Annotated in this window: 15 protein-coding genes; 12 read left to right on the top strand and 3 right to left on the bottom strand. The window is 35.1% G+C overall.

Annotated elements, in window-relative coordinates; all coding sequences use genetic code 11:
• Window positions 1–119: 119 nt before the first annotated feature.
• From V7124_RS03430 to V7124_RS03440, 3 genes are read left to right on the top strand one after another with little or no spacing between them, the layout of a single operon-like run.
• Window positions 120–476, top strand: coding sequence for a PepSY domain-containing protein (locus V7124_RS03430; RefSeq protein WP_335486002.1), 357 nt, complete (start codon window positions 120–122; stop codon window positions 474–476).
• Between the two features lie 14 nt (window positions 477–490).
• The gene (locus tag V7124_RS03435) at window positions 491–682 is read left to right on the top strand and encodes a PepSY domain-containing protein (RefSeq protein ID WP_335486071.1); all 192 of its coding nucleotides are present in this window, start codon (window positions 491–493) and stop codon (window positions 680–682) included.
• A gap of 36 nt (window positions 683–718) precedes the next feature.
• The gene (locus tag V7124_RS03440; RefSeq protein WP_335486005.1) at window positions 719–1141 is read left to right on the top strand and encodes a DUF5342 family protein; all 423 of its coding nucleotides are present in this window, start codon (window positions 719–721) and stop codon (window positions 1139–1141) included.
• 1023 nt (window positions 1142–2164) lie between these two features.
• Here V7124_RS03440 and V7124_RS03445 read toward each other — a convergent pair.
• Window positions 2165–2686: a TetR/AcrR family transcriptional regulator gene (locus V7124_RS03445; RefSeq protein ID WP_335419149.1), complete on the bottom strand. Its 522-nt coding sequence runs from the start codon at window positions 2684–2686 to the stop codon at window positions 2165–2167.
• A gap of 103 nt (window positions 2687–2789) precedes the next feature.
• On the opposite strand from V7124_RS03445, the gene V7124_RS03450 reads away from it, so the two are divergent.
• From V7124_RS03450 to V7124_RS03470, 5 genes are all read left to right on the top strand, one after another.
• Complete coding sequence (locus V7124_RS03450) at window positions 2790–3128, top strand: VOC family protein (protein WP_335419153.1); 339 nt, start codon at window positions 2790–2792, stop codon at window positions 3126–3128.
• Between the two features lie 263 nt (window positions 3129–3391).
• On the top strand, window positions 3392–3565 hold the full coding sequence (locus V7124_RS03455) for a hypothetical protein (RefSeq protein WP_335486008.1): 174 nt from the start codon (window positions 3392–3394) through the stop codon (window positions 3563–3565).
• A 303-nt stretch (window positions 3566–3868) separates the two neighbouring features.
• Window positions 3869–4108 carry a spore germination protein gene (locus V7124_RS03460; RefSeq protein WP_335419160.1) on the top strand — a complete coding sequence of 80 codons (240 nt, stop codon included), beginning with the start codon at window positions 3869–3871 and terminating at the stop codon, window positions 4106–4108.
• Window positions 4109–4469: 361 nt separating this feature from the next.
• Complete coding sequence (locus tag V7124_RS03465) at window positions 4470–4934, top strand: GNAT family N-acetyltransferase (protein ID WP_335486011.1); 465 nt, start codon at window positions 4470–4472, stop codon at window positions 4932–4934.
• 271 nt (window positions 4935–5205) lie between these two features.
• Complete coding sequence (locus tag V7124_RS03470) at window positions 5206–5535, top strand: four-helix bundle copper-binding protein (protein WP_335419166.1); 330 nt, start codon at window positions 5206–5208, stop codon at window positions 5533–5535.
• 195 nt (window positions 5536–5730) lie between these two features.
• Here V7124_RS03470 and V7124_RS03475 read toward each other — a convergent pair whose 3' ends face one another.
• Together V7124_RS03475 and V7124_RS03480 are read right to left on the bottom strand one after the other, a co-directional pair.
• Complete coding sequence (locus tag V7124_RS03475) at window positions 5731–6198, bottom strand: phage tail protein (protein ID WP_335419169.1); 468 nt, start codon at window positions 6196–6198, stop codon at window positions 5731–5733.
• A gap of 22 nt (window positions 6199–6220) precedes the next feature.
• Window positions 6221–6700: a GyrI-like domain-containing protein gene (locus tag V7124_RS03480; protein ID WP_335486014.1), complete on the bottom strand. Its 480-nt coding sequence runs from the start codon at window positions 6698–6700 to the stop codon at window positions 6221–6223.
• A 115-nt stretch (window positions 6701–6815) separates the two neighbouring features.
• Between V7124_RS03480 and V7124_RS03485 the strand changes: the two genes are divergently transcribed.
• The 4 genes from V7124_RS03485 (at window position 6816) to V7124_RS03500 (ending at window position 11127) form a co-directional block, all read left to right on the top strand.
• A complete protein-coding gene (locus tag V7124_RS03485) occupies window positions 6816–7778 on the top strand; it encodes a helix-turn-helix transcriptional regulator (protein ID WP_335486017.1) in 963 nt (320 codons plus the stop codon).
• Window positions 7779–7900: 122 nt separating this feature from the next.
• Entirely contained in the window at window positions 7901–8656 is a 756-nt protein-coding gene (locus V7124_RS03490; protein ID WP_335486021.1) for an AraC family transcriptional regulator, read from the top strand.
• 198 nt (window positions 8657–8854) lie between these two features.
• Entirely contained in the window at window positions 8855–10219 is a 1365-nt protein-coding gene (locus tag V7124_RS03495) for an MFS transporter (RefSeq protein ID WP_335486023.1), read from the top strand.
• Between the two features lie 56 nt (window positions 10220–10275).
• Window positions 10276–11127 (top strand): creatininase family protein, encoded by an 852-nt coding sequence (locus V7124_RS03500; RefSeq protein WP_335486026.1) that lies wholly within the window; start codon window positions 10276–10278, stop codon window positions 11125–11127.
• Window positions 11128–11315 lie beyond the last annotated feature (188 nt).

The following is an 11315-nucleotide window of genomic DNA, read 5'->3' on the forward strand; positions in this document are numbered from 1 at the left end:
GTCTAATGTTGTTACTATATATTCTTTGCCTATTCTAAGACAATTTTAAACATCTCCTTCAAGTTCTTTAATATTGGTAAGTTATGATGTAATTACAAATCAATAGGAGGTTATCAAGAATGAATTTATTCTCGATTCTATTAACTGGTAGTTTAATCACAGGTGTTTTAGGAGCGAATACTTTGGGGATGTTCAATTATCAGCAAAATGCGGGACAAATAATTGAAACATCAAAGACAATCGGTCAAATAAATGCAAAAGAAATTGCCATAGGCGAGACCAAAGGAGGAGTTATCAAAAAAAGCAAGATCGTGGAAGAAAACGGCATGAAAAAATATGAAATCACCATCATCAAGCAAAATGGAACATTTGATGTAGAAATAAACGCTAAAACCGGGGAGATCCTGGATTTCAAACAAGAAATAAAAGATAAGACTAGAGATGTTCCTAAAGATGTTTCAACATCCATTTCATAAGAAACGCCAAGAATATAGCCTTAGGTGAAATAAAAGGTGTAATTACGGAAGCAAAATTTGATCACGAGGACAAGCAGCTTGTCTACGTATTGGAAATATTGACAGCTGATCGACATGAAGTTGAAGTTACAGTAAATGTAGCCAATGGAAAGTTTTTAAGTGTCGAAGGTGACGATTATGGGAAAGCAGGAATCGAATATAGATAGGAAGCTAACAGAAAAAAACTAGTAGGAGGAATTCATATGTTACAAGAATTTAAAGTTAAACCAATGTTTAAAAACCAATATCATGAAGGCAATCAGTTTACATTAAAGTTTAAAGATAATATCTATCAAGGGATTTTTAAAAACAGAGAAATTATGTGGTTTTATCCCGTTCCCCACCATAAGTATGAAAAAAAGGTGGTTCAGAAGATTGAATTGAAGGTTAATGAGTTGATGACAAGCCAAGCATATCATGGCCTTAAAGTAAAACCGCTGTTTGAAGATCAATTTCATGAACGTCATCAGTTTACACTAAACATTGAAGAGGATTATTATCAAGGGATTTATTATAAGGGAAAAATTCAGTGGTTTCATCCTCAACCTAACACTAAACTCGAAGAAAAGGACCTGCGGGATCTAGAAGATAGGGTTTATAACATGATGACGAACCACTTAACATAATAATTGTTCAAAAACTATTAGATTATTGTATATGACATACATTTCTAGTTAACATAATCGCCAATTTTCAGGAAGTAAGAATCTAAAAACCCCTTGGTCTCCAAGGGGTTAACGTCTTTCGTTTTAAACTTAAAGTCATTACAAGCATAATTCTATTAGTGGTTTTGAACGTTTCTGTAATTAATATGCCCAATTTCTCAACACTAAAATGGAAAAATTGGACTTTGAACAGATGCAACATTATGGTGATTAATATAATGAAATTCCGAAAACTTAAGTGTCAACCATTTTTTTGTTTCATTATTATTATTAACTAAAAATTGTGTGTTAGTTTTCCTATCCCTTGCCTGTGTAGCATATTCAAATCGAAAGTTCCCTATATTACCATACTAAAATGATGGATTATTCATTGGTGTAATAGAATTTGTTCCTGTTGCTGAAAGACAATCTATACAGAAGCTAAAATGAATGGAATTGAGGAAACAGATAAAATTATTCGATTTAATAAAGGTATCCAATGTAATGTGAAATTTAGAAACTGGGCTAGCAAAAGGTAATTTGAGAATACCGTCATTTATAAATAGGGTTTGAATTGTATATTAGAATGAGAAAAACTATTACAAATAAATGAAAGAACAACGAATAAAATTCAATAATCAAGGTAAATTACATTTATTACATCAATCAAAATAAGAGAGGTTAAAATTATGCCAGCAAAAAAAATGTTTTATTCATTTTTTTTTATGTCTTTTCTCGTTTTGTCCTTAGTAGCTTGTTCTTCTACTTCACCCGATGTGCCTCAAAAATGATGCTGCAAAGATCTAAAGGGGTGTTTCGTTGTAAAAGGGTTTACTTAATTTAATAGTTGATTATAAACTAAATTTATAGAACAATTTTAAAAACATAAGTTTGTGAAAAAATGTACTTAAACTAATGGGTAGCTTTACTTTAACAAGGGTAAAGCCATTCTTGCTGTTCCACTAACGGTTGGGTTAGTTAAATAGTAAAAAGATTAGAGAGAGCCTAAATGCTCTCCCTTTTAAATACCCAGTGAACAAGCCTAATACCTTGTTCTTGAGTTATTTGGTTCTCTGCCAATCCCTTAAGAATTGAACGCCAGGTTGATATTAATACAATTTCAATTGGAAGTTCTGTACTTTTGTTTAGGTTGGTAATGAAATCCTCAATTCTATCCATTTTATTATTTGGATAGCTTTCACTCAATAATTTACAAACATTTTGTTTAACAGCAAAGATTAAACCAGTAATAAATGCAGCTTTTAATGCTTCGCCAAAATCCTCAAATATAGATGCTGCTCCCTCCATTCGATCGATTATTCTTTGTTCAATTTCCCCCCTTACTACTTCATAAAGATTAGCCTTTGATCCAAAGTGATGATAAACTGCCCCAGTTGTCATATTTGCCTTTTTTGCCAATTCAGAAATATTTACTTCATTGTATCCCTTCATACTGAATTCCTCTAATGCAACTTGAATTAATGTATCTTTGCTTGTTCCAGGTATAGGTATCCATTCTTTCATCATAAGGACAGTTTATCACTTTGACAAAATATAGTAAATAAATTACGATATACATAATCATCTTATGTAATACATAATTAACTTATAGTCAAAAGGGGGAAGGTTTATGAAGTTAGTGTTTTTGTACCATCCAGTAGACAATATCAAGGAGTCTTTAACTTATTATCGAGATACCCTTGGTTTTGAAGAAGCTTGGCGTGAAGGGGAACATACCGTTGCACTCCATATCCCGAATTCAGAGGTTAGGCTTTTAATCGAGGATGATGAAAAGGAACTAGGAGCAGGGGGAGTTTTCCTGGTCGAAAGTGTGGACCAATTTTTTAATGAAAAAAAAGAAGTCCTGGAATTTGTTAAGGAACCAATCGATATTCCACCAGGGCGTTATGCAATCTATAAGGATAATTCAGGTATCGCAATTAGAATTATTGATTTTTCAAAGGAATAAGTGTTTAACTGAGACAGGTAAAGAATATAATCTTACCTGTTTTATTTTATACTCCAATCCATACTATCAGTGGAAATAGAAGAAGGTAAGCAGATTGTGAAGAATTGTACTTAAACAAACGGGTAGCATTACTTCAAAATGAGGTAATGCCATTTTCTTATTGAAGTAATCCATATTCACGCCAATACAAAGGACTATAATTCTTAAACTATACAATAAGGTAGTGTAATATTTTGGAGTAAATATAAATGAGGTGTTACTTTGTGGTTAATGCGAAACAAGTATTTATCATAATGGGGATTGGTATAATCATTTTGATTTTAACAACCATTTTTACAGGAGATATGAAGGTAAATAATTTTATAATCTTTTTCTCAGGTGGTCTATTAGGATTAGCGGTTGGGAGAAATGAATCTAAAAAGGAAGGAAATAATTGAGCATTTTTACTTAGAAATAAAACAAGGTTTCCTATACGCACATCCTTCTTCAAATAATGGGTGCATTACTTCAAAAATGAGGTAATGCCATTTTCTTATTAAAGTAACGATCAGGTTAGTTGATTTTATCTCCACGTTATCGAACTCCTAACATTACCTTTGCTACCTTTTATTAGTTTGGTTTTTTAAATTAAGATAAGATAAAAACTATATATACTAAACTCCATGTTTGTCCATTTCTTATTATGCTTGTTTAACATATTGTGCATTAGATTCAAAATATTTGTTTAATTGGAGGATCTTATGCCTAATCAAATTAAAATTTTCAACCTGCACGTAAACGGGATGGCACAAAATGCAAACATTAACATAGGAAGTACATTACAAAACAGCCATACTTCAAACATAAAACTTTTTGGTGCTAATTTTTCAATGGGAGATTTTTCACCTGCTAGTTCCCTGATTATTACGGTGACTCAAGATTCCGATAAAAGTGATCAAGGTCAAACCGAAAATCCATCTTCGCCAAACAGTAGCCAATGATGGTTCATCCTATTTCATTCTAGGAAACTGTCTAAGGATTAATGATCTATTCTCTGAATTTTTATTTTTTATGATTAAACATCACGAAAAGGAAGAGAATGGTCATATACATTAGAGTTGAAAGGCAGCCTTTTTTATTGGAAAACAAGATTACTTACGCTAACGGGGGCATTACTTCAAAAATGAGGTAATGCCTTTTCTTATTGAAGAACGGGGCAGGATAGTAAAAGAAGGATACATATAAGCCATAATAATGCATAAGAAATACTTATGATATTTCATAAGAATAATTATCAACTTATGGTGTTTAAAGAGGGAGTATTAAGTTATAAACTGTACGTTCATCAAGGAGGGGAGTTTATTGGAAAAAGAAATTAAGTTTAGAATAGCTACTGAACAAGATTTGGATAGAATTGTTGAAATGCTTGCGGATGATGAATTGGGAAGGAAGCGTGAGCGATATGAACAACCACTTCCAGAAAGTTACACAAAAGCATTTAAAGCTATTACATCTGATCCTAATAATGAGTTGATAGTAGCTTATCAAGATAATGAAGTGATTGGTGTACAACAAATTACTTTTACTCCATATATTACACACCAAGGTGGATGGAGAGCTACTATTGAAGGGGTCAGAACAACCCCATCTCTTCGTGGTAAGGGAGTAGGAACCGAATTGATAAAATGGGCAATTCAACGTGCAAACGAACGTGGGTGTCACTTAATTCAACTTACAACAGATAAACAAAGAGTCGATTCATTACGTTTTTATGAACGATTAGGTTTTAAATCAACGCACGAAGGGTTAAAAATGAAATTGAATTAGTTAACGGTCATCAGACGAACAGGGTCTGTTGGCAAAAGAATGCCTGGTTCAATTTGAAAAATTGTATTTTGAATGAGTTGTTGAATCGTTACTCCGCCTGTGGGTGGTGCCACTCCAACAGTTGCCTCCACACAGAAATCCGCTGAATGATCAAGTTATCAACTTAAAATTTTTTGGCATATTATTAGTACCTGGTACTAATAATAATCATGTTTTAGAATACGAGGGTAGGGTATTAAAATAAAGAATAAATTGAAGGAGGAAAATTATATTGACACATGAACAATATCAGTCTGTAATTGAGTCACTTCATGAATGTATGGTTGCGTGTAATCATTGTTATGATGCTTGTTTGAATGAAGAAGATGTCAAAATGATGGTAGAATGTGTTCGTCTTGATAGAGAGTGTGCAGATATTTGTGCTTACTTTGAACAGGCTATAGGAAGAGGAACACCATTTATTTCTGAATTGGCAAAAGTATGTGCAAAAATTTGTGAAGCATGCGGTAATGAATGCAAAAAACACAACCACGAACACTGCCAAAATTGTGCTGATGCATGTTTTAAATGTGCAGAAACATGCCGAAGTCTGATTGCTTAAACTTTTAATTAATAAAGGATTGTTCAACTTCCTCTTTTTGGGAAATGACTAAAAAATTATATCCTAAGTGCGTTAATCCGAAATGAGTATGGTGATATAAGTAAATGAGGCTTAACAAAAAAACAAAACAGCACTCACTCTATTTTGCTAGAGAAGTGCTGTTTTGTAATTTGGAATCCCTAGATGAACACGGCCTTAATATTCGCCTTTAATGACAAAATACGAGCCTCGAATAGTTCCAGCTAGTTTAGACTTCTGCCTAGCAAACTTAAACTTCCCTTCTAGCTCCTTTGGTACCTCCATCCCCTCAGAAAGCTTAAACCCAACGGCCCGCTTCGGCTTAGGATCATCAACTGTATACATGACGTTTACCGAAAGTCCATCTTCGTAAAAGACGTAGGCAATCTTGATATTTTCCACTTGAAAACGCGACGTTTCTAAAGGCTTGGCCGCAAACTCAATATCACGTTCTTCTTTCAATATACGGTTCACATATTCAAGGGTTTCCTTGCTTTCGCTAGCTGGAATAACCGTAAATTCATGCTTATATTTGTTCATAAAGTAACGAGCTTCATTCGCGCGTAAACCAGCAAGCGCATCTGCTACAGGTGAAGACTCTAAACCAACCGTCGAAACATTTTTAAAATCAACGCTGTAGGACAATTCCATGCCTCCATTTATCTTTTTATTTCCTAACAACAGGAATCCACATTTCTCCAAAAACCAAGCCGTTTCGCTGCCCCATCTCAACACTTGCATTTGGCCCGCCAACATAGGCAACATCCGTTATTTCAGGCAAGACTTGACCAAAGGCAATACCCGTAAGCATATTACTTAACTCTTCAGACGTTTCCGCTTCCCCTTTTACAATGATGTATTCCCCTTTTGGAAATTGGATCATTCTTGTTGCTTCTGGTAACGATTTCTCTGTCATGACGCCAGCATAATGCATCATCTTGTTATTCACTGCTTCGTTCACGACAAAAATGTAGTCATTTGTGGCTGCGGCTTTTAAAGTGTCAAGCCTTCCATCTTGTTTAACGGCCGACCAAAAGTCTGCTTTTTCCTTTGTTATGCCAACATAGTCTGTGTAGTCACTTTTAAGTTCAGTTCCAAAACCTAATACGGTAAAGCTCTCTTTTTCTTCTATAGTATAATCTGCCATATTTAATACCTACCTTTTTTTAAAATGAATCAAATGATTTATCTTTTCACTTGATGAGTTTATAATAACCTTAAATCATGTCAAAAAATGATACTGTTTAGGAGTTCGTAGCTGAATGAAAAAAGTTGAACGGATTAATATCATCATGCGGTATATTAATAACCGCTCCCATTTTACCATTTCTGAGATCATGCAGGAATTTTCTATTTCTCGTTCGACCGCAATTAGAGATATTAGAGAAGTTGAAGCCATGGGGATGCCACTTGTTGCTGAAGTAGGAAGGGATGGGGGGTATTTTGTCATGCACAACTCTGTCCTTCCCGATATTCACTTTACCGATAATGAGGTAAAAGCTCTATTTATAGCCTTCATGGCAACAAGAAACCAACAGCTTCCCTTTCTAACGAGTCGTCAGTCTTTAGCTGAAAAATTACTTGGCCTCATCTCAGAAAACCAGCAAGATGACCTTGTTCTATTAAATCAAATCCTGCTATTTGAAGGGACCAACCCGAATAATCCTGACCTGCTTGATCTGTCAGACCTTCCCCATCCGATGTTAGAAAAACTCATTCAACTGCTGCTTTTGGATCGGTGTTTATTGATTACCATAAATGAAGAGAAGATAATTAAGTCTTATTCCATTTATCTTTTGCACCTTTATCGTGAAAAAGGCTTTTGGCTGATTGAAGGCTTTGACGTAAAGGAAGAAAAGAAACAGATATTTCATGTCGACAATCTCGTCGATGTCAAACTCTACCCAACGAACAATAGATTGAGTAAGAAAAAGATTATAGAAAAACTAAGTAAGCAGGAAGAAGTCATCAACTTTATCCTTGAACTTGGCCCAAAAGCGATTGCCCAGTTTAAAAAATATCACCCTTTAAAAGTTTCCATTTCCTATACGAATCCTTACCAAGCCACAGCCATTCTAAAAACTTTTATCAATATCAACAATCCCGAAGAATTGACCGAAATGACAAATTGGCTGCTTTTCTTAGGTGAAGATATCAATGTCAAAAAAATGCCAGTAGAAGTACTAGAAGGTCTACAAACAAGATTATCCTTATTCTGCCCATAAGCAATGTCAGTTACACTTTTTTACGGTGGATCGTATCATAAGTAATAGAAGTAAATAGCTAAAAATAAGCAAAGAATAATAAAATAAAATCTTAAGGCAAAATAAATAGGCAGGTACTTTAGATGAAACAACATTGGCAAGTAGATATTTTAAATTCACATATAAATAGAAATGGGCTTACGCCTGAGTACATTGAAGCTCTCCATAGGCTAAGGGAAAAATTGCTCAATGGAATTCAATCTGGTGATCGTGAATTGATAGCCGAATTTGAAAAGGACATCTACCAGAAATTTAGTGATGAACAATTAAACATTTTTAATAGAGTCCCAAATAATAAAGTCCGATCCTATAAAAATATTCTATTATCTCACAACACCCTTTATAGCTATGCTGCTGAAAAGGGAGGGTTAAGTGCATGGCAATGCCACTTTATATCAGAAAAATATGCCATCATGATTGAGCATGCCGAAACCCTTTCTGAACTCGATAAATTTCATTCCAATATGTTAGCAGAATATTCTGATCTCGGTATCCGAAAATCTAATAAAAGTGATAAATTAACAATCGTAGAGATAGCAGAAAACTATATAGAGATGCATTTTTCGGAGGACATTTCAATGGAAGAAATGGCAGGGAAATTGCATGTTCATCCTTCCCATTTAATGAGAGCGTTTAAGAAGGAAAAAGGAATAACTATTAGTCATTATCGAAATATGAGAAGAATAAAAGAAGCAAAAGAACTAATCCTATTCTCCAATCTTTCCATGACTGAAATTGCCATTATGGTTGGGTTTAGCAATCCTCAGTATTTTTCTCGATTTTTCAAAGAAATTGAAGGAATCACTCCTGTAGAATTTAAAAAGAATAGGAAGAAATGACCAACTAGGTGCATGAGAAATCATGCACCTATTCCCTTTTTTGGATAAAATATCATGCAATTATAGTGCAAAAACAATGCAATTGTAGTGCAAAAGTAATTATTTGATCCGATGTATACTTATGAAGTAATAAAGAAAAGGCTTACAAAAATTCAAGTTAAATAAAAATGTAAACGATTTAAATGGGGAGGGAAAGTTATGAAGAAGTTCGGAGTAAGAGATCAAGTTGGATATATGCTAGGGGATGTTGGAGGAAGTTTCGTTAACTTATATATTGGTTCATTCTTTATTGTCTTTTGTACCTATGTATTAGGTGTAAGCCCTTACTTTATGGGAACGATGTTTCTAGTTGGAAAAGTATTTGATGCCATTATCACCGGTATTATGGGGACCATTACGGACCGTTTTAGAATAGGGAAAAGCGGGGATAAGTTCTTGCCTTGGATCAGCTTTTCTAAATGGTTACTAGCAGCAGCCTGTTTACTCGCTTTTGCTGACATATCAAGTTGGGGATCTACCGCTACACACATTTGGGTAGTCGCTGCTTATTTATTCTTCTGTGTTGCTTATACTGCTGATGCCATTCCATATGGTTCATTAGCATCTGTTATCACAAATGATCCTGTTGAACGTACAAAATTATCTCGTGCCCGTTCGATCGGAGGTATGATCGTAGGACTTGGATTCTTATCTTTTGTTCCAATGTTCATCTATGATAAAGCTGGAAATATCGTTCCAGAGGCATTCTTTTATATCGCGATTGTATTTAGTATTTTATCGTTATTATCCTATACAGGACTTGTAAAATTAACGACTGAACGTATCCGTGACGAAAAGCCTGCTGGAGCTAAGCCGGATTACGATTTCAAGGATGCATTTAAAGTAGCATTCACCAACAGACCATTAATCGGTATGATGGTTGCAACTCTCGGTTCTACCTTAATTATTTCTGGGGTTGCTACTTTGGCTGCTTATGTATTTGCTGAGTACTATAACATGCCTAGTGCATTTGCGATTAACTCCTTCATTAGTATGGGAATTATCCTTGTGTTATTCGTTATCATTCCAAAACTTGTAGCAAAATTCAATAAACGTAACTTAATTCTTACTACATCCGCATTCAGTTTAGTTGCAACCGCTTTAATGACTTTGGTTACGTTTGAAAATGTATATGTATTTACGGCATTATACAATGTCGCAACCATCGGTTCATCCGTGTTCGTTATGCTTGTTTGGGCATTGGTTACAGACTGTATCGATTTTACAGAATATAAAACTGGAAAGAAAATTGAAGGAACCCTTTATTCCCTCTATTCTTTCGCTCGTAAAGTAGGTATGGGACTAGGTGCAGCAGTGGGAAGTTACTCTTTAGGCTGGGTTGGATTTGTTTCTGGTGCAAAATCACAATCACAAGAAGTGGCAGAAGGTATATTAAAAATGTACACAGGTATGCCAGTTGTCGCATTCATTCTGATACTTATCGGTGTAGGTTTAATCTTTAACCTAAATACAAAGAGCACAAATGAAATGTATGCAGTATTAAAAGAAAGAAGAGCGTCGTAACAAGGAGATCACTTTATGGTGAACCCTTATTAAATAGAATAAAAGGAGAGGTTCAGATGCGTACTAGATTCCTTTCAAAAATGACAAATGGCGAAGTCGAAGAGTATTTAAAAGGTAATGATATTATCTACGTTCCAGTTGGCGTAACTGAAACCCACGGGGCGTTGCCACTGGATTCTGAAACGGTTTTAGCAGAAGCGATTGCATTAAAAATGGCTGAAGCATCAGATGGGCTTGTTTTGCACAACTTGCCTTATTTCTTCCCAGGCGGGACGATTGTTGGAAGAGGAACAATTCAAATGAGCATCAAAGACGGGATGGCTTATTTGGATAAGATTGCAAAATCATTACTAAATCAGGGCTTTAGACGACAAGTTTATATTACTAGTCATGGCCCAGCTCATATGACAGTAAGTGGCATGGTTCGTGATTTCTTTGATGAAACAAACGTGCCTATCCTATATATGGATGTATTAAAAGCAGCGGAGGCAGCCAAATTCAATCTGATGGATGTGTTCCATGATATCAGCATTGGTGCATATAAAGTATTAGGCAGATTAGAAGATGTCCCATTGAATGTACCTGAATCCCATTCTGTTACGTATGATGTGCAGCATATGTTAGCGGGGATGGGCAAGAATCCTGGAAATCTATTAGGAAAATACGCTTATCAATCCGGAGCAGTAGGTTCATACTTTGATGCACCATCTGATCACATGGCTACACCCTTATTGAAAACGATCGAAGAAAGAGAAGCACTTGCAGAAGCGGGTGTTCAAGCCATTAATGAATTTGTACAGGCATTGGATATGCCGACGATCGTTGAAACACTTCGTCAAGTGGATGTTTATACGGCGGAAACCATCCTTCCTAAATACGGGGCACATTTGCCAGGCGGAAAAGCGTAATAAAATAGCAAGTCGTGTGAATCCTATGGGGGTCGCACGACTTGTTTTGTATTCCAGAATTTTGGACGAGATTCGTGTCGACTCCGATTAATCTACTAAATATATATGTATGTGAGTTATTGTATGAAATTCTGCTATATTGAACAATCTTTGCTTTAAGACCTTTTAACTCTTTTAGCCATTTCCGG

The sequence above is a fragment of the Neobacillus niacini genome, from assembly GCF_036961885.1.
Classification (GTDB): Bacteria; Bacillota; Bacilli; order Bacillales; family Cytobacillaceae; genus Neobacillus; species Neobacillus niacini_H.

Bases quoted from the DNA above. Each gene is read 5' to 3' on its own strand.
- V7124_RS03450 (WP_335419153.1), top strand. From the start codon at position 2,790: ATGAAGTTAGTGTTTTTGTACCATCCAGTAGACAATATCAAGGAGTCT.
- V7124_RS03460 (WP_335419160.1), top strand. From the start codon at position 3,869: ATGCCTAATCAAATTAAAATTTTCAACCTGCACGTAAACGGGATGGCA.
- V7124_RS03485 (WP_335486017.1), top strand. From the start codon at position 6,816: ATGAAAAAAGTTGAACGGATTAATATCATCATGCGGTATATTAATAAC.
- V7124_RS03495 (WP_335486023.1), top strand. From the start codon at position 8,855: ATGAAGAAGTTCGGAGTAAGAGATCAAGTTGGATATATGCTAGGGGAT.
- V7124_RS03445 (WP_335419149.1), bottom strand. From the start codon at position 2,686: ATGATGAAAGAATGGATACCTATACCTGGAACAAGCAAAGATACATTA.
- V7124_RS03430 (WP_335486002.1), top strand. From the start codon at position 120: ATGAATTTATTCTCGATTCTATTAACTGGTAGTTTAATCACAGGTGTT.
- V7124_RS03500 (WP_335486026.1), top strand. From the start codon at position 10,276: ATGCGTACTAGATTCCTTTCAAAAATGACAAATGGCGAAGTCGAAGAG.
- V7124_RS03490 (WP_335486021.1), top strand. From the start codon at position 7,901: ATGAAACAACATTGGCAAGTAGATATTTTAAATTCACATATAAATAGA.
- V7124_RS03480 (WP_335486014.1), bottom strand. From the start codon at position 6,700: ATGGCAGATTATACTATAGAAGAAAAAGAGAGCTTTACCGTATTAGGT.
- V7124_RS03440 (WP_335486005.1), top strand. From the start codon at position 719: ATGTTACAAGAATTTAAAGTTAAACCAATGTTTAAAAACCAATATCAT.